This window comes from Gottschalkiaceae bacterium SANA (assembly GCA_036323355.1).
GTDB lineage: Bacteria > Bacillota > Clostridia > Tissierellales > GPF-1 > GPF-1.
Window position 1 is genome coordinate 275,200 of record AP028876.1, and the last position, 18,105, is coordinate 293,304.

18 protein-coding genes are annotated in these 18,105 nt (G+C 42.1%); 9 read left to right on the top strand and 9 right to left on the bottom strand.

Translation table 11 applies throughout. The annotated features are described in order from the left end of the window. Window positions 1-74 precede the first annotated feature (74 nt). The 4 genes from AC25CA_RS01345 (at window position 75) to AC25CA_RS01360 (ending at window position 5,541) form a co-directional block, all read left to right on the top strand. Window positions 75-1,529, top strand: a complete 1,455-nt coding sequence (locus AC25CA_RS01345) for an AlkA N-terminal domain-containing protein (RefSeq protein ID WP_486815243.1) — start codon at window positions 75-77, stop codon at window positions 1,527-1,529. Between the two features lies 1 nt (window position 1,530). After that, a complete protein-coding gene (locus tag AC25CA_RS01350) occupies window positions 1,531-2,637 on the top strand; it encodes a methylated-DNA--[protein]-cysteine S-methyltransferase (protein ID WP_486815244.1) in 1,107 nt (368 codons plus the stop codon). Between the two features lie 201 nt (window positions 2,638-2,838). Then, window positions 2,839-4,074, top strand: coding sequence for a M20 family metallo-hydrolase (locus AC25CA_RS01355; protein ID WP_486815245.1), 1,236 nt, complete (start codon window positions 2,839-2,841; stop codon window positions 4,072-4,074). A 12-nt stretch (window positions 4,075-4,086) separates the two neighbouring features. Further along, window positions 4,087-5,541: a YfcC family protein gene (locus tag AC25CA_RS01360; protein ID WP_486815246.1), complete on the top strand. Its 1,455-nt coding sequence runs from the start codon at window positions 4,087-4,089 to the stop codon at window positions 5,539-5,541. A gap of 64 nt (window positions 5,542-5,605) precedes the next feature. Here AC25CA_RS01360 and AC25CA_RS01365 read toward each other — a convergent pair whose 3' ends face one another. Further along, window positions 5,606-7,627, bottom strand: coding sequence for a sigma-54 interaction domain-containing protein (locus tag AC25CA_RS01365; protein ID WP_486815247.1), 2,022 nt, complete (start codon window positions 7,625-7,627; stop codon window positions 5,606-5,608). A gap of 146 nt (window positions 7,628-7,773) precedes the next feature. On the opposite strand from AC25CA_RS01365, the gene AC25CA_RS01370 reads away from it, so the two are divergent. Further along, window positions 7,774-8,211, top strand: a complete 438-nt coding sequence (locus AC25CA_RS01370) for a GNAT family N-acetyltransferase (RefSeq protein ID WP_486815248.1) — start codon at window positions 7,774-7,776, stop codon at window positions 8,209-8,211. 56 nt (window positions 8,212-8,267) lie between these two features. Here the strand turns inward: AC25CA_RS01370 and AC25CA_RS01375 are convergent, their stop codons facing one another. From AC25CA_RS01375 to glsA, 4 genes are all read right to left on the bottom strand, one after another. Continuing rightward, entirely contained in the window at window positions 8,268-9,146 is an 879-nt protein-coding gene (locus AC25CA_RS01375) for a PHP domain-containing protein (RefSeq protein ID WP_486815249.1), read from the bottom strand. Further along, window positions 9,143-10,324, bottom strand: coding sequence for an MFS transporter (locus AC25CA_RS01380; RefSeq protein WP_486815250.1), 1,182 nt, complete (start codon window positions 10,322-10,324; stop codon window positions 9,143-9,145). The genes AC25CA_RS01375 and AC25CA_RS01380 overlap by 4 nt, the downstream gene beginning before the upstream one ends. An 18-nt stretch (window positions 10,325-10,342) precedes the next feature. Beyond that, complete coding sequence (locus tag AC25CA_RS01385; RefSeq protein ID WP_486815251.1) at window positions 10,343-11,371, bottom strand: ROK family protein; 1,029 nt, start codon at window positions 11,369-11,371, stop codon at window positions 10,343-10,345. Between the two features lie 152 nt (window positions 11,372-11,523). Then, window positions 11,524-12,441, bottom strand: a complete 918-nt coding sequence (gene glsA, locus AC25CA_RS01390) for a glutaminase A (RefSeq protein WP_486815252.1) — start codon at window positions 12,439-12,441, stop codon at window positions 11,524-11,526. A gap of 137 nt (window positions 12,442-12,578) precedes the next feature. Here glsA and AC25CA_RS01395 point away from each other — a divergent pair, with 137 nt between their 5' ends. Genes AC25CA_RS01395 through AC25CA_RS01405 form a run of 3 tightly spaced genes read left to right on the top strand, consistent with a single transcriptional unit; the run spans window position 12,579 to window position 14,306 of the window. Beyond that, window positions 12,579-12,905: a PadR family transcriptional regulator gene (locus AC25CA_RS01395; RefSeq protein WP_486815253.1), complete on the top strand. Its 327-nt coding sequence runs from the start codon at window positions 12,579-12,581 to the stop codon at window positions 12,903-12,905. 13 nt (window positions 12,906-12,918) lie between these two features. After that, on the top strand, window positions 12,919-13,473 hold the full coding sequence (locus AC25CA_RS01400) for a DUF2812 domain-containing protein (RefSeq protein ID WP_486815254.1): 555 nt from the start codon (window positions 12,919-12,921) through the stop codon (window positions 13,471-13,473). Then, window positions 13,473-14,306 carry a class I SAM-dependent methyltransferase gene (locus tag AC25CA_RS01405; RefSeq protein ID WP_486815255.1) on the top strand — a complete coding sequence of 278 codons (834 nt, stop codon included), beginning with the start codon at window positions 13,473-13,475 and terminating at the stop codon, window positions 14,304-14,306. The genes AC25CA_RS01400 and AC25CA_RS01405 overlap by 1 nt, the downstream gene beginning before the upstream one ends. Window positions 14,307-14,372: 66 nt before the next feature. Here AC25CA_RS01405 and AC25CA_RS01410 read toward each other — a convergent pair whose 3' ends face one another. Then, a complete protein-coding gene (locus AC25CA_RS01410) occupies window positions 14,373-15,512 on the bottom strand; it encodes a DEAD/DEAH box helicase (RefSeq protein ID WP_486815256.1) in 1,140 nt (379 codons plus the stop codon). A gap of 224 nt (window positions 15,513-15,736) precedes the next feature. Here AC25CA_RS01410 and AC25CA_RS01415 point away from each other — a divergent pair, with 224 nt between their 5' ends. Beyond that, window positions 15,737-16,291, top strand: a complete 555-nt coding sequence (locus tag AC25CA_RS01415) for a GNAT family N-acetyltransferase (RefSeq protein ID WP_486815257.1) — start codon at window positions 15,737-15,739, stop codon at window positions 16,289-16,291. Between the two features lie 4 nt (window positions 16,292-16,295). Here AC25CA_RS01415 and AC25CA_RS01420 read toward each other — a convergent pair whose 3' ends face one another. Genes AC25CA_RS01420 through AC25CA_RS01430 form a run of 3 tightly spaced genes read right to left on the bottom strand, consistent with a single transcriptional unit; the run spans window position 16,296 to window position 18,090 of the window. Next, the gene (locus AC25CA_RS01420) at window positions 16,296-16,829 is read right to left on the bottom strand and encodes an HD domain-containing protein (RefSeq protein WP_486815258.1); all 534 of its coding nucleotides are present in this window, start codon (window positions 16,827-16,829) and stop codon (window positions 16,296-16,298) included. Continuing rightward, complete coding sequence (locus AC25CA_RS01425) at window positions 16,777-17,502, bottom strand: putative ABC transporter permease (RefSeq protein ID WP_486815259.1); 726 nt, start codon at window positions 17,500-17,502, stop codon at window positions 16,777-16,779. Before AC25CA_RS01425 ends, AC25CA_RS01420 begins: the two co-directional genes overlap by 53 nt. Before the next feature lie 18 nt (window positions 17,503-17,520). Next, window positions 17,521-18,090 (bottom strand): TetR/AcrR family transcriptional regulator, encoded by a 570-nt coding sequence (locus AC25CA_RS01430; RefSeq protein ID WP_486815260.1) that lies wholly within the window; start codon window positions 18,088-18,090, stop codon window positions 17,521-17,523. Window positions 18,091-18,105: the final 15 nt, after the last annotated feature.

Sequence of the window (18,105 nt, forward strand, 5' to 3'; positions counted from 1 at the left end):
GGCAATGAGGGTTCCGAAAATCGCTTTTTCTAGCGGAAAATTTCCGATAAGATGAATGTAAAGAGAGGTGTGACATGGAACGAAAAAGCTGTCAAATTGCACGCGAAACCAAGGATAAGAACTACGATGGGAAATTCTATTTTGGGGTGAAAACAACGGGGATTTTCTGTCGACCTTCTTGTCCGGCACCCCTTGCAAAGGAAGAAAATGTTGTTTACTTTGATACGGTTTTTGAAGCAATCAACGATGGGTTTCGACCCTGTCTCAGGTGTCGACCTGATTTACAGGTTGAGTATGCGGTTCAGAATATTGACGGTTCATTGTTGGTCAATGATGCATTGAAATTGATCTATGAGGGTTTTTTATTTGAGCACTCTATTAAAGACTTGGCCGAGACACTTTACATTTCTGATCGGCAATTGAGGAAATTATTTGTTGAGCATATTGGGGTTTCTCCTGTGAAGGTTGCAAAATTTCATAAAGCGTTATTTGCTCGAAAACTGTTGCAAAACTCGGATTTGTCGATTACCCGGGTTGCAACGGCGTCGGGTTTTGGTTCGATTCGTCAATTTAATCAGGTGTTTCAAGAGGTATTTGGACGAACGCCTACCATGGCGAGAAGAGGGGTGGATCTGGTGGATGAAGCTGAAGGACCTCGACTATTTTTACCCTATCACCCCCCTTTTGATTTTGCAGGCATGCTCTCTTTCTTCCGAGCGCGTGCGATTGCTGGGATTGAATTAATTGATGAAAAATCCTATCGGCGCACCTTTCGAATTGTAGAGATGGAGGGCATTCTTTCAATCACAGATTGTCCGGAAGCATCTGCTTTGGAAGTGCAAGTTGCGAGCGAAGATATTCGTGTGCTGATGGCGATCTACGGTCGCGTTCGACGCATGTTTGATTTGGATGTGAACTTGCAGGCCATATCGGACCGATTGGGAAAAGATGAAACCTTGCAGCGTGGTATGAAGGATGGAGTGCCACCACGGCTTCCTGTTGCCTTTGATCCTTTTGAGCATACAATTCGTGCGGTGCTGGGTCAGCAAATTACTGTGAAGGCAGCAACAACCTTGGCTGGGCGACTGGCGGCGAGAGCGGGTATGAAGACCGTTGGTTATCCAGAAGGATTGGACTATTTCTTTCCAAGGCCAGAAGAGCTGACTGGCCTAGCACTGGATGGACTTGGAATTACAAACACCAGGCAGCAGACGGTAAAAAATGTAGCAGTCGCTTTGCTTGACGGGGTATTTCATCTGCGGTCCAATCAATCCTTGGATCAATTTCGCAAGGAATTTTCATCGGTAAAAGGGATTGGAGAGTGGACTGTACAGTATGTTGCTATGCGGGGACTTGGCATGGTGAACAGTTTTCCAGCTAAGGATTTGGGGATTATCAAGGCACTAATGACGGGCCAAGAAAAGCCCAAGGAAAAAGAAATTTTAAAGCGAGCGGAGTTGTGGTCGCCATATCGCGCCTATGCTGCGATTTGTTTGTGGAATTCCAATATGAAGAGCCAAGGAGAATAGGATGAAGTACTCAATATGGGAAACGCGGTATTGTCAGATCATTGCTGTAGGAGATGAAGAGGGCTTGGCTATCCTTCACCTAAATACAGGCCAAGGGAAACGTGAGTTTGAGATTTTAGATCAGTGGATTCGGGATGATGCATTTTTTTCAGAAGTCAGAACCCAGGTTGATGAATATATGGAAGGACGACGGACTGTATTTTCTTTAAAGCTGAACCCCCAAGGAACGGAATATCAAAAGAAGGTTTGGCAAGCGCTTAGTGAGATTCCCTATGGGAATTTGGTAACCTACAAGGAAATTGCAAGAGCCATTGGCAATGAAAAGGCATCTAGAGCTGTGGGCATGGCCAATAGTAAGAATCCAATTCCGATTATTGTGCCCTGTCATCGTGTGGTTGGGGCAAATGGGAAACTAACGGGCTTTGCCCATGGTTTAAGAATCAAAGAAGAGTTGATTTTTCACGAAAAGCTAACGGATATTTACAAGCGACTTTTTGATGCATTTGGACCGCAAGACTGGTGGCCGGCGAAAACTGATTTTGAGATGATGATCGGTGCTATTTTGGTGCAAAACACAAACTGGGGCAATGTGGAACAGGCTTTGGCTAACTTGAATGGTCAACTAAATCCCCAACGACTTGAACAATTCTCGTTAGAGGAGATTGCGGAATTTATTCGTCCCAGTGGATTTTACCAGCAGAAGGCGAAGAAAATTAAAGCCTTTCTTCGTTGGTATTCGGGCTATGGATTTCAAGTAGAAAAGGTTCGAACAGTGGATGGAGTGCGCTTGCGTCAAGAGCTGTTAGAGATTCATGGAATTGGTCGGGAAACGGCGGATTGCATGCTGACCTATGCTTTTGAGCAGCCCTCTTTTGTAGTAGATGCTTATGCGAGGCGAATTTTCGAACGCGTGGGGCTACAGATCCCGGATGGATATGATGCATGCAGAGAAAAGGTTGAAAAAGCGATCCCTAGAGACCTTAGGGTATATAATGAATTCCATGCCCTTTTGGTTCAACTTGGGAAAGTGAATTGCAAGAAAAGACCAAATTGTAAGAACTGTCCGATTGGACCAGTATGTTCCTTTAGAAGCGAGGCTTCTGCATAAAGTGCGGAGGTCTTTTTTTTTGAAAGCTATTGGGATTAACACATTGATAAAGATAATACAATCCCAATAAATCGAATTGAAATTTATTTCGAAAATGAAATAATGGCATGAACACTTGAAACAATCTTTCTTTTCGAATACAATAAAACTTGGCACAAATATTGCATTAATGTAACATTGTAAGATGAGAGGAGGGATCCAATGAAGTGCAGCAGTGCGCAAGTTAGTGATTGGATTGAAAGGTTTGCATCCTTTACCGATCCGAATCAGCTGGGATTCACTCGATTTTCCTACACAAAGGAAGATATTGAAGCAAGACGCTTTTTGATTCAAGAAATGAAAAGTCTGAATCTTGAGGTATGGATGGATCATGTTGGCAATATCTTTGGTCGAAGAATGGGAAATGGACGAAAACAAAAGCCGATCGTTGTGGGGTCGCATTTGGATACGGTTCAAAGTGGCGGCAAGTATGATGGAATTTCCGGTGTCATTACGGGGTTGGAAGTGGTTCGCGTGTTGAATGAACATCAAATTCAGCTAGATGCACCCATTGAAGTGATTGCTTATGCGGAAGAAGAAGGCGGCAGATTTGGATCTGCATTTATCGGAAGCAAATGGCTGGCTGGTGAGATTCAACGAAAAGATTTAGAAAATTATTGTGACGGTGAAGGAAATACGATAGCATCTGAATGCTTGAAGCTGGACGTCTTAAATGAGGAAGTGAAACGTTGCCAGCGGCGAGAAATTGATCCACAAGCAACCTTTGAATTACATATTGAGCAGGGACCTATTTTGGAAAGCAAGGGAAATATCCTTGGGGTTGTCGATACGATCACGGGTAGCAGCGCCTATCAAGTGACTATGAAAGGCCAAGCTAATCATGCGGGAACGATTCCAATGGATATGCGAAAAGATGCTTTTGTAGCAGTTTCAGAAATCAGCTTGGCCTTGAATGGTTTGGCGAAAGAACAAGCAATCCATACGGTTGGAACCATTGGGTTTTTAGAAGTGAAGCCCAATGCTTATAATATTATTCCGGGTCACGTGGAGTTTTCCATGGATATCCGCAGTTTAGATCAAACCTGCATGGAGCAGGTGACGATCCGGATGAAAGAGGTAATCAAGCGAGTTGCGGAAGACGGTGGACTAGAATTTACCATCCGCACCAAACATAATCAACCCGTTGTTTCTCTATCGGAACCCTTGGTTTCTGCCCTTTCAGCATCAGCCGAAAAGCGAAACTATAAACATATCGTCATGGGGAGCGGTGCGGGACACGACACATTGGTTATGGCAAGAATGGCACCTAGTGCCATGGTTTTTGTTCCAAGTAAAGCGGGACGGAGTCATTGTCCAGAGGAATTTACGCAGCCGGAAGAGATTGCTAAGGGAAGCGATTTAATCTTGGATGCGATTTTACAAATTCAATCATATTAAAAGGAGGAAAGTATGGCAGAAGAAAATGTGGTAAAAAAACCAGAAGTTGAACAAGTACCTGTTGATGCACCAAAAAAAAGCAAGGTTCCTAATGCGTATGTGATCTTATTTTTTATTTTGATTTTAATGAGTGTATTGACTTACGTTGTACCATCGGGTGAATTTGAACGTGTAATGATGGATAATGGACGGATGGGTGTTTTACCTGGCAGTTTCCATTTGGTAGAAAAAACAGCGGACATGACAGTTTCATTTTGGGACTTATTTAGAGCTATTCCAGTTGGTATGATTCAAGCAGCCAGCGTTATGATGGTTGTATTCTTTGCAGGTGGTATGTTCCAAGTTCTTGGTGCGACGAATGTTATTGAAAACAGCATCGGTATCTCGATCAAAAAGATCGAGGAGCATAATATTTCCAAGCATTGGGCGTTAGTTATTTTGACATTCCTATTCGGCTTCTTTGGAGCTGCAGTTGGATACGAAAACTTGATGCCGTTTGTTCCCCTAGGAGTTATGGTTGCTTTAGGATTTGGTTATGACTTGATGGTTGGTGCCGCAGTTGTTATTGGCGGACTTTCTGTTGGTTTCGCAACATCTCCAATCAACCCATATACAGTTGGTACGGCGCATGCGATTGCCGATCTTCCAACGTTTTCTGGTATGGGTCTTCGTACAGCATATTGCTTGACAGCCTTGGTATTCATGGCACATCATACAATCCGTTACGTAAAGAAAATTGAGAAAAACCCAAATAAAAGTATGGTATTAGGGATTTCTACAGAAGGCTTAGACGTTGATCATGACAAGTTTAATTCTTATAGCTTGGATGGAAAAGGCAAATTAATTCTAGGTATCTTCTTATCATTTATCGTTGTTGTTGTATTTGGTGTTATCAAATACAAATGGTATTTGAATGAGATCTCGGCTTTGTTCATCCTTTATGCAGTGATTATTGGTTTGGTTGCTCGATTTAGTTCAGACAGAATCGTAAAAGAATTTATCACAGGTGCTGGAAACATCGCCGGTGGTGCATTGATCGTTGGTTTCGCTCGTGCGATCCAGGTTATTTTGACGCAAGGTAAAATCGGCGATACGATTATTAACAACTTGTCTGCACCACTTCACAACTTCTCACCTACGATTTCAGCGATTTTGATGACTTTGGTGCAAGGGGTTATTAACTTCTTTATTCCATCTGGCTCTGGCCAGGCGATGGCAACAATGCCGATTATGATTCCATTGGCAGACTTGATCGGTGTAAACCGTCAGGTTGCTATCCTTGCTTTCCAAGTAGGCGATGGCTTGATCAACATGATCGTTCCAACCTTGGGCGGTTTGTTGGCGATGTTGGCATTGGCGCGTGTACCGTTTGACAAGTGGTTTAAATTTATCTTGCCACTAGTTATGAAATTATTTGTTGTTGGTTGGATCTTCATTGCAATTGCAACGGCGATCAACTGGCAGTAAGAAAACAGAAAATATAAAAGCGCTTCTTCCGAATTGAATTTGGAAAAAGCGCTTTTTTGATTGTTTATTTTGCGTTTAACTTTTCAAGCCCGATTGGGGTGAGCGTGCAGCCAATGGGACCGCTGCCGTATTCAATCCAGTCTCTTTCTTTCAATTTTTCTAGAATGGAGCGGACCTCCACTTCGGAAATGTGATAGTAGAGCCGATTGAAGGCTTCGTTTATATTTCTTCTTCCAGTTCGGTTTCCTTGACTTTTCAGATAGTCAATGGTGTCTAAGATATAGTAGTCTTGTGAGCGTTGACTCTTGGATTTGACAGGAAAGTCAAGAAACTCCCGCTTTTTCAAATAGGAAGGTAGACTTCTTGGGATAAATGTTCCATCTGAGACGGCGATCAGATATTCTATAACATTATTCAACTCCCGAACGTTTCCTGGCCATTCATAGCTCATGCAGAATTGTAAGAATAACTTTGAATATTGATGCTGGCCACGTTTAAAGTCTGGATATCCCTGAATGAGTTTGGGTATGTCAGCACGTCGTTCTCGCAGGGGAGGCGCATCAATCTGAAAAACATTAAGGCGATAAAAAAGATCTTTTCGAAAGTTTCCGGCCTCTGCCATGGCAAATAGATCTTGATTGGTCGCCGCAATAATGCGAGTATCGATCTTGATGATTGAGTCGCCGCCAAGGCGGATAATTTCTTTTTCTTGCAGTACACGAAGGAGTCGAGCCTGCAGTTTCAAGGGAAGCTCTCCAATCTCGTCTAGAAACAAGGTGCCGTGATGGGCGTTTTCGAAGAAGCCGATTTTGCCCCCTTTTTTTGCTCCGGTAAAGGCGCCTTCTTCGTAACCAAATAATTCGGATTCGAGAAGAGACTCGGGGAGGGCGGCACAATTGATCGCAATAAAGGGTTCGTTTCTTCGTTCGGAGTAATTGTGGATCGAGCCGGCAAAAATTTCTTTCCCTGTTCCAGATTCACCATTAATTAGAATGGATGCATCTGCGTTGGCAATTCGCTTGCAAATTTCAATCCGCTCAGCAATTCGTGGATCTGTTCCGATGAGTGATTCAAATGTATAGCGGGAATAATGTCCTTTCCCTATGATTTTTTGATAAATCTTTTGTTGAATTTCAACGACCTCTTTATAGTTTTTAACAAGTATAATACGGCCATAGTGGTTGGAGTCGATCGAAATATTTTTAATGGAAATAATCAATTTTTTGTTGTTAAAGAGGAGAAGCTCATTTTCGATTTCAGGAATTGATTGAAAAAGTTGTAAGCTTGGAAATTCATGGATCATATCTTTAAGTTCCAACTTCTCAAATTGCTTGATGTGGTTGTCGAACATGGAATTAGCCATAGAGTTGACCATATTAATTTGATTATTTTCGTCAATTACAATGACACCTGTGCTTAGTTCATTTAAAAGAAGCTGCCACTTTGAGGATAATATTCGTTTGTTTTCAAGGGTAGAATTCAATCCTTTCCACATATTGGGAATTCTTGTGGAATACTTTAATAGAAGGCGTTCTCCCTCGTCCTCGCTGATGTCAAGGATGGAGACGATATCTAAGACTGTATTAATATCAAAAATTCGGCTGCCAATAATGATATGAGGGGCATCGATATGAGAGATGAAATCATAGTCTATATGAGCGATGACATAGTCGATGGGTTCCGTCGGTTCCTTGGAACCGATGGTATAGGGAATCAATTGCAAATGATTGAGCCCCAATTGATACATGGTTGCTAGCGTTTCATTTGCCATGAAGCTGTTGATGTTGCAGACCAAACAACGGCTATTTTCTGGAAGGGCTTCGAGTAAACGCATGGCGTCTTTAGATAAGGTGCGTTTCATCATCAAGACCGGCGAATCGCTTTTAATCTTAGGCATAAATTCAATCAAAATACTGGGATCTGTATAGAGGACCAAATCTGACTCGTAAATAAAAGGGAGAGGTTTGACTTCTGTTGTTACATACCGGACTTCCAACAGTTCACCAAATATGGATTCAAGTTCAGCTTTGAAAAACTTGGCGATCATTTCATCGACCGTAAGGACCTTGACTTTTCGTTTGAGCATTTAATTTCCTCCACGTATAATTTACTGGGATAATTTCTTTTAGGTTATGTGATATTCCCCACTAATGCAAGAAAATTGACAAATTGATTCCCGATGATAGGATGATTATATTGGTAATAAAAATAATTAGAAGGGAGGTGGCTGATATGGATTTGGGATTTCAAGCAGTAACGCAGGAAAACTGGGAAGAGTGTATCGATATGGAGGTTCTTAAGGAACAAAGAGAATTTGTGGCTTCGAATGCTTACTCTCTGGTTCAAGCGCAATATATGGAAGGGCTATATCCCCTATGTATTTATGATGGTGACCAGATGGTAGGCTTTTTGATGTGGGAAGAAGATAAAGAAGACCAAGACTTGGGTATGTGTCGGCTGATGATTGACAAAAAATTCCAAAAAAGAGGATATGGTCGTGCTGCTGTGATTAAGTTGATGGATTTGGTTCGAGAAAAATATGGACATGTTCCGTTCTATACAAGTTTTGAATCGGAAAATACGGTGGCGGGTAAATTGTATATGGATTTAGGATTTACAAAAACGGGAGACTTGATCGGTGATGAAATTGTATTAATGGCACAACTGTAAAGTTTGATGAGAAGAAGCAAAAAGAATGGACATCCTGTTATGGGTGTCCATTCTTTTTATTTCTTTAGCAACGATTCGATTTCCTTTTTCTGTTCTTTGTGAGGCAAATTGCACTGCGTCATACCTAAATGAACGCTAGGTTTTGTTTTGCCATGGTAGTCACTGCCAAAAGTAACCATCAGGTTATATTTTCTAGCAAGGGTATAGAGGGCTAAAATTTCTTGTGGAGAGTGATAAGAGGAAAAGACTTCAAGTCCTTCAGCGCCTAGTTGGATCAACTCCTCTAGATTGGGCTCAATATCAGTAAATGTTTTTTCTGGATGAGCAATAACGGGGATTCCACCTGTTCTTTTCACCAAATCAACAGCATCCTCAAAGGATATAAATTCAATGGGCACGTAGCAGGGTTTTCCATTAGAAAAGTAATCCCAATAGAAATTCACATAGGGATTATCACTTCTTGAGCCTCCCGTCATATAGGGGTGTAAAAGTGGATAGTCTCGGGCATTTTCGCTGTTCAATAGGTACTCTGCAATCTCTTCTGGAATGATGATGTCCTTTCCCTCGAAATTATCTATGGAGAGAGGTAGACCCAAGGCTTGTGTTTTTTTCACCCGAAGTGCCGATGCATGACCTTCTTGCCTATATACAGATTCGGTTAATGCCTCGTAGGCAGGATCTGTATGGTCGATATTGTAACCTAGGAGATGAACATTGATCCCATGAAAATCACAATCAATTTCAATGGCGGGAATGAGTTCAATACCAGCTTGTTTTGCCAGGGATAAGGCTTTTGGAATGGCGCCTACACTATTGTGATCGGCTATGGCCATCGTAGAAAGTCCTGCTTCTTTTGCCTGTTGAATGAGCTCTACTTCAGTGAATTCACCGTCTAGACTATGATGACTATGGATATGAAGATCGATTTGATTCATGATTGTACCTCCAATTGGATGGTTTGTGCTTGGAGTGCTTCCGTGATGAAGAAGATGACAACCAAGCAAGTCGTTAAGAAATAGGGCAATATGGCTAGACTTGTTGCCTTGACGACGAGACCAAGGGCTGGCGGCAAGATTGCGCTACCCAGATATCCGGCAGCCATTTGATAACCAATAATGGATTGTGACCGTTGAGCGCCGAATCGTTTGGGGGTTTCATGGAGCATGGCTGGAAAAATAGGAGACAGTCCCAGTCCAATAAGTACCATGGCACCTGCTAATAAAAAGTTCGGAATGGGAAAGGCGAGTAGAATAGTTCCAGATAAAGCGATCAGAACGCCAAAACGAATCATTTGTGAATTCGAAAGTCGAAAGGAGGCGAATCCGGAAATAAATCGCCCAAGCGTGATGCCTCCATAGTAGGCGGAAACCCAGCCTGCTGCTTGATGAATGGAAAATCCGCGAATTTGAGTCAAATAGCTGCTACCCCAAAGTCCGACTGATACTTCAACTGCACAGTACAGTAAGAATGTAAGCAAGGCGAATGAAAGGCCGGGAGTGGATCGAATCGTCTTTGACGAAGGTGTGTCTGTGCCGCTTGTGACGGGTTGAGCTTGTTCTTTTTGGTGCCGACGCCATAAGGGTAGACTGATCAGTAAAAGCAGGGACAGTCCTAATTGAAGGACTCCGATCTGCCAATAACCATCGCGCCATGATCCGGTTTGCTGAAGGACATTTGCCATTACAAGGGGACCTAGGGTTGCACCCACGCCCCAAAAAGAGTGAAGCCAATTCATATGATGCGCCTGAAAATGAAGGGCTACATAATTGTTAAGGGCTGCATCCACGGATCCGCCGCCAAAGCCAAGGGGGATCGCAAGCAGAAGTAACCACCCGAAGGAGAAACTCTGAGAAATGCCAAGGAGCGCTATACTTGTTGTGAAGCAGCTGAAAAGGGTGATCTTCCCGGTGCCAAATTTTCGAATGAGAATACCACTAAACAAACTTGAAAGAATGGTACTGCCTGTAAGAAGAATGGCAGCAAGACCAAGAGCATCAAGGGGAAGATTCCAATCACCCTGCATGGCAGGCCATGCGACACCCAGCAAGGCGTCGGGTAAGCCGAGGCTGATAAAGGCTAAATAAATGATGAACAATAAAAGAATGGTAATCAAAGTAGACTCCTTAATTGGTTATATGCGTTCAATAATCTTGATACTGCAGGATAGTTTATCCAACGCAAGCATGGTCAGTCCATAGAGGTAGTTCTCATGAATATCGGTTTCAAAAACAAGGGCAGGACGATGACTAGCATCAACGGATTTTCGAAGTTTAAATTGGATTTGTTCTTTCATCTCTGGTGTAAATCCAAGACCTGATAGAATAATGGTGGTGGGATTAATAATACAATTGATAGATTGTAGGGTTCGATCGACAAAGTTTGAAAACTGATCAAGGTCTTTTTGCAATTGGCCTTGCTCCTTGAATGGGATACCCAAAGGAAGAAAGGAAATTTCTCCAGCAAAATGTTGCGCCCCATGTAGAATTTGACCATGAACAATGAGACCGGATCCGGCGTTTCCGAGTTTTGGATAATAGAGATAGGCGATATGTTCTTTCGTTGATAAATTATTCCGCTTGTGATAGCCCATAGCTGTGGCATTCACGTCATTTTCTGCGATGACTTGAATGGGATATCGCTCTTCTAGAAGTTCTATGATTGGAGTATTCGCCAGCTGCGGAAAGTCGCAATGGCCTACACTTCCATAGTGTATGATGGCGGGTAAACCCAAACTGACAACCTTGATATTTGGATAATTTTCCAGAAGCATGGAGATTGCTGCTTGAATTTCTCTGATGCTAATGTCATCGAAGTTTAGGGTTGTTTCAAAGATGGGCACGCCAAGTAAATTGGAAACTGAGCAGGACAAGGTGACCTGATTCTCTTCTTTTCGTGCGTAAATGCAAGCAACCGACGAGTAGTTTTCATTAAACATGTAGAGCTTTGCGGGCCGTCCGCCAGTGGATTCGTTGAGGGAAATTTCCATGACTTCTTGGCTTTCAAGCAGATCTTTTAAAATGTTCCCACAGGTGGATACACTTAAACCTGATTGCTTGGCGAGATCGGGTTTCGTGCAGTATTTTTCTCGTTTGAGTACCGATTTAAGTAATTCAGTATTCAGTTGTTTGACTTGCATGGAGTTGATTGGGTTGTGCTTCATGGCTTTACCTACTTTCGTCAATGGTTATCGTAAGTCCTATTTTAACTGTAAAGTGAAAACTTGTCAAATGAGATTATGCAAGTCATCAATCCACCGGTTGAAGGTTTGCATGTATAGCGTAAAAAAAGCCGAACGAATTCGTTCGGCTTGCTTTATTGAAAAATACTCAAATTAAGTTCTTCTGATAGTTGTGAGAGAAGTTTGACGCCGGCAGCGCTATTGCCTTTTTCATCAAGAGCAGGCCCTAGGGTGCCAATGCCGTATCGTCCGGGTACGACGGAAAGAATGCCACCACCCACCCCGCTTTTGGAAGGAATACCAACGGTTAGCGCAAATTGTCCAGAAGAATCGTACATGCCACAGGTAGTCATAATGGACTTTGTCATTTTCGCAGTTTTCTCTGAGAATAAACGCTCGCCGGTTTCTGCAATCACGCCGTTATTGGCAAGGACCTGGGCAATGCGGGCTAAATCCTTGACGTGAACCTCTAATGAACACATCTGAAAGTAGGTGTCCAAAACGATTTCAACGGAGGCATCAAAGGAATGCACACCTTTTTGAAAATACGCCAGTGCTCGGTTGATGTCCCCGGTTCGCTTCTCTGATGCATATACATCTTGATTAACGTGAATCGAGTCGTTTCGTGCCAGCTTTCTTAAAAATCCAGATAACTTTCGGAATGTGCCCTTCCCTTCATGTTCGGCAACATATGCGATGGTTGCAATTGCGCCAGCATTGATCAAGGGGTTGAGAGGCTTTCCATGATTTCGTGTTTCCAATTTAATTATGGAGTTAAAGGCATCGGCGGTTTGTTCCATACCAATCCTTGTGAAGATGTTTTCTCCATAGTATTCCAAGGCATATAGAAGTGTAATTACTTTTGAGACACTTTGAATGGTAAATGAGGTCTTGAAATCACCCGCTTGAGTACAATTCCCGGTGTGATCACAAATGCAAATTGCCAGGGTGCTTGGATTGGCTTTAGCCAATTCGGGAATGTAATTGGCAAGAGTACCGTCTTTGGTATGGGAGCGGTTTGCTTCCACAATACGAGATAAAGTTTCTTTCATGTCCAGCCTCCTGAAAAGGTTTTCTTAATCTGATTATATGAGTTGAATTAGAAGAGAGCAAGTTGTTTTTATAGAATTAGAAATATTAGTTGTATCATTTAAAGATATATCATATAATGATATAAAGGGGTGATGAAATGGCAAGAGGAAAATCCTTGGACGACAACCAGTTAACAGATTCTATGTATTATATATTACTGAGTTTAATTGAGCCTTTGCATGGATATGGGATCAAGCAGAAAATTTCTGATCTTTCAGCTGGAAAAATTGAAATTGGTCCAGCGAGTTTATATACGATATTAAAGAAATTAGTTACACGGGATTTAATTGTATTGTTGGACGACCTTGAAAATCGAAAAAAAACCTATCAGATTTCAGATAGTGGGAAGGCTTTGCTGAAACAGGATATTGAGCGCCGCATTCAAATGGCGGAAATTGGGAAAAGTATTTTGAATGACTTGTAAGGGAGAGCGAAAAATGAAAGAAAATGTACGTTATTTATGGAATTGGGGATTGGCCTTTGATGAAAAACGGCTCTTAAATCGATTAGAAGACCTTGCAGAGCAAGGTTGGCTGCTAGATGGCATGTCAACTCTGCGTTATCGCTTACGCAAGGGAGAACCGCAAGCTTTGCATTTTTCGATGGATTACAGGAAACTGAAAGCCGAGGAAGAGGCGGAGTATTTTGCAGTCTTTGCTCAAGCAGGATGGGATCATGTCTGCAGTTTGCAAGGCATTCATTTTTTCTGCGCAAACCGGGACGCAGTTGCCATACATACGGATCGAGTAACGGAAATGGAAAAATACAGTGACTATTTAAAAAGTAGTTCTAGAACGATGGTGATTTCAGCGGTTTGCTTTGTTCTTTTTTTCATGCTAGGCGAGATCAAGGCATTGTCTTTTTTAGGACGTGGTGAGAACTGGGCGATCGTAATTGCATTGGCAGCTTCAGCAGCGATTTTTGTACCGTCGTTAATGATGGTATTTGCATATAAAAGTTACATGCGCAAGATTGAAGCGGAGAAAAATTGATGATTGATCAAATTTTACAGTGTATGGCAATGGCGCAATCGGAACCGGAAATTCAGCGAATTCAAACGAGACATCGCATTCGCTTAGCGGAGATTTGGGGAATTGAAGAGGGGGACCGCATTCTAGAGATTGGTTGCGGACAAGGCGATACAACTGCAGTGCTTGCTTATCTAGTTGGAGAATCGGGTTTTGTTCATGGTATTGACCTTGCTGACCCCGATTATGGAAGTCCTGTTTCTGTGGGTGAGTCGGCAAAGTTTTTAATGAAATCATCTTTGGGTTCGAGAATCCAGATGGATTTCAACTTTGATTTTCTTCAAGAAGAAGCACCATTAGAAGCGGAAGGGTATGACCTTGTTGTTCTTTCTCATGCTTCCTGGTATCTGAAATCTCAGGATCAATTACTTGAAATTCTTAAAAAGGCGAGGAGAATTGCGGATCGAATTTGTTTTGCAGAAGCGGATCTTCGGATTGATCGATTGGACCAGGTGCCACATATGCTGGCGGTATTAATTCAGGCACAGGTGGAAGTTTTCAAGACAAACAGCAGGTCAAATATTCGAACCTTGGTTGGACATGAAGATACCATTCAATTGTTGGAGCGTGCCGGTTGGCATATTGTTGAGGAAGATCGAATAGAAGAACCTGACTTGCAGGATGGAGAGTGGGAGATTCAATATACCCTTCATGAAGTGATGCAGGAAGTGACCTGTATGGAAGGTCTACCTGAAAAATGGGGAGATTTGATGCGATCCATGGGGGAATTGCTAGGGAATTTTGAAGGCAAGGAGATGGCTGCACCCTTGGGAAGTTTTATAATAATTGGGGAATAGTTAGAAATAGGCATAAGGAAAAAGGGTTGTACCCGATGATTGAATTCATCTGGTACAACCCTTTTATTATTCTACTGGATCTATCAGTTGACCGTGGGACAATTCTTTCACTTCAAATTCGATACCAAATTTTCTTTCAACACCCATCAGGAAGTTGATTTCATGTTCGGCAACCATGGAGATGGCTGTTCCGTGTTTACCAGCTCTTCCAGTACGTCCAGCACGATGAATGTATTCGTTGACCTCGGCTGGTAAATCTAGATTGATGACATGGGTAAGCTCCGGCAAGTCTAAACCCCTTGCAAGCAGATCAGAGGCAATCAATACCGTGGATTTTCCACTCCGAAAAGCATCCAGAGCCGCTTTTCTTTGTACCTTTGTTGCATTACCGAAGATGCCTTCTGCTTTAATATGGTGGTGATTGAGTTTATCGACGACTTCTTGGATCAACTCGTTTCGGTTGATAAAAACCAAAGCTTTCTTTGGTTGCACGGCATGTAATAATTTACGCAGTGTGTCGATTTTTTTTCTTCTCTCAATAACGAGACAAAAATGTTCGATATTTAAATCGGGCACTTCTGCAGATAAGTCGATCAGGGTTGGCTCTTTCATTAATGCGATTGCCCGTGCCTGTGTTGTTGGATGCAACGAGGCTGAAAAGGCCAATAGTTGTCGGTCACGTAGGGTGGTTTTGATAATCGCTTGAACGGTTTTTAGATTGCTGTCAGCAAGCAATTTATCTGCTTCGTCAATTACGATGGTTTTGACCTGATGAGCTTTGAGTTTCTTCATCTGAATCAATTCCAAGACACGGCCCGGGGTACCAACGATAATTTGCGGCTTTGCTTTCAAGGCCTCAAGTTGTCGCTTGATATTAACGTTGCCAACAATGGTGGTGGATCGGATCGGAAGATCAGCGTTCTTTGCAAGCCGTTTGATGACGGCATTAATTTGAACCACCAATTCATGTGTGGGTGCAAGTATCAATGTATGCAAGTCTTTTGAAGTTTCATCGATTCTAGCAAAGGCAGGCAAAAGATAGGCGAGGGTTTTCCCGCTTCCTGTTGCAGCTGTTGCCAGTAAGTCGAGGTTTTGAAGGGCAACGGGGATCGCTGCCTTCTGAACCGATGTTGGTTCAGTAATATTTTCTTTATGTAATCCTTCGATGAGGGTTTCTTTGATTTTAAATGCATGAAATGTTTTCAAAGCAAGGTTCTCCTTTATAATTTGCCATCATCTAACCATATAAGGTATAGAAGATTTTGTCAAAGGAAGTTTTTGACTGTTTCGACGATTCATAGGATCATGATAAACTAAGCGTGAGGAGTGATGTGTAAGAAATGTGGATGAGTGATAGGGAATCGAAGAATAATGTGGACAATTGATTTGCTGAAAGTGAATAAGATTTGTAAATTTGAGGAGGCGTATGAATGAGTGAGAAAGAGATTGAATATTGGATTCAACCCGAGCAAGAAGAGAATTATAGTGAGGTGGAAGCCTTGGTCAAGGAAGCCTTTATGGGCTTGGAGAATGGCAACCCCATGGAGCCCGTCTTGGTAAAAAAATTACGGAAGGGAGACTCCTTTGTGCCAGGCTTGTCATTGATTGCCCATGACGGGGAGAAAATCCTTGGCCATATTCTTTTGACAAGGATTCGTATTGTTGGGCCGGATAAGGAGATTCTGTCCCTAGCCATGGCTCCGGTTTCAGTCTTGCCAGACATGCAAAATCAGGGAATCGGTGGAGAACTGATTCGCGTTTCCATTGAGATGGCGAAGGCAATGGAATACGGATCAATCATCGTATTGGGTCATCCTGAGTATTATCCGCGCTTTGGTTTTCAATCGACAGAGAAATGGCAAATTCGAGCTTCATTTGAGGTGCCGGCCGAGGCTTTGATGGGACTGGAGTTGGAAAAGGGAGCCTTAGCGGGGTCTTCCATGGGGATCATTGAGTATCCTGCGGTATTTTTTGAAGAAAAGTAGTGAGCTACCTTGGATAAATGATCATCATAGTTGGAAACATCCATTGTATGGGTTTGAAGTGGATCAGATGAACGGTTTCCATAAGGGAGAGCATTTTGTCGACAAAGCAAACCAGAAAAGATTCCTTGTATCGAGGGAGTCTAGGTTGCATGGGCCACATATGTTTTAAGATAATATCTTTTTCTATTGGAGTCAGAGAAAAGCGTAGTTGTGCATTCGCAAGGGAAGAGCGTGCATGGGTAAAACCATGAAGTCCCTTGCGATTTTCTTTTTTATGCCAGTCATAGAGGTAAAAATCGTGAAGAAGCCCACCTCGAGCAACTGCATGTTTATCTAATTTCCAACGACTCGCTAGGCGATAGCTATAATAGGAAACAGAAAGGCTATGTTGGAAACAGGTGATGGATCCGTGGTGGATATACAGTTCCATGGATTGCACATCGGGATGATCTAACAGTTCTTGAATCGCGAGCAAATGAGTGGGATCATAGTGATCGTCGATTTTTAATTTCGCTTTTAAGGTTGTTGATTTTCTCATCAAAGATCCTCCGAATTTCTCTGTTCTTCACTTGATTATTGAGTTGGCGCAAGGAAGGGAATGCTCTGAAAAATCGTTTGTGCTCCATAAGTTTATTGATATAAAAGTCCAAAGGGTACTCGGCATGCTGAAAGATGACGCGACGAAGATCAACGAGATCTGCAATCGTCTTGCTAGTATCGATAATAAAGTACGCTAGCAAAAGCAGGGTTACTGATTCCCAACTTTGTGGCATGATTTGGGCGGTTAATTGGTTGAATATTGGTTGAATCGCCTGCATAAAGGCATAAGCGAGAAATCCCCAAAGAACTGAGAATCGCAAACAGATATAGCCATGAAGGTTGAAGGGCTCCTGGCTATAGTCCCACCATTTTTTTTGAAAGATGTTTTCCAGTACGGACCCAGTTGCGTATTCTAGCAGAGTGACAAGAATGATAGAAAATAGAATTCCTCCTAAAGTCGTTGTTAGTGTAGAGGATGAAACCTGTTCAAGGCGGATAAATACTTGTTCAACCAGTAATCCGCCGAGTCCATAAATTGGGCAGAATGGTCCTTTGAGAAAACCTCGATTTACAAATTCATGTTGTTTTTGTGTAGCGTAAAGTGTTTCCATCATCCAGCCTAAGAAGGCGTAGAAGGCAAATGGGATCGTGATAAGTTGTAATAGAGTCATGTTGATATCCTTTCAATATTAATCGTATAGAGCAAGGTGAGGGAAAATTGGATCGCTCGCTATCTTTTCTGGGGAAATAAACTTTTCCGGCAGGGCAAGCATAAATGAATAATGAAGGCTTTCTATTTGAGAGAGACCATCATTTTTTACGATATTTTTAATTCCTTTTATATAGGGTCTTAAGCCTTCAATAGTTGTTTGAATTTTTTTGTGGGCTTCGGGAGAAAGAGTAAATTCACCTCGCGTTACCATCAGCCAGAATTCCATAAAAAGTCGGAAGAGTTTTTTGAAGCCAATTTTTTGTTCGATGGATTGATGGATCACTTTTGCTTGTTCTACAGATAATATGGATTTTGAATCTGAACTGTCAAGAATGGTTTCGTTGATGATAGCAATCAGATACAGAATAGTTTCTTCAAAAACAGCATCTTTATTTTTAAAATAGCTGTAGAAGGTCGTCCGCTTTAGATTAGATCGTTGCGCGATATCGGACAACTTTGTTTGGTAATAGCCTTTTTCTACAAAAACTTGAAAAGCATTTTGAATCAGTTCTTTTTGTACTTTAGCGAAATTAATTATCTTTGGCATGTTTCCTCCTTTTTT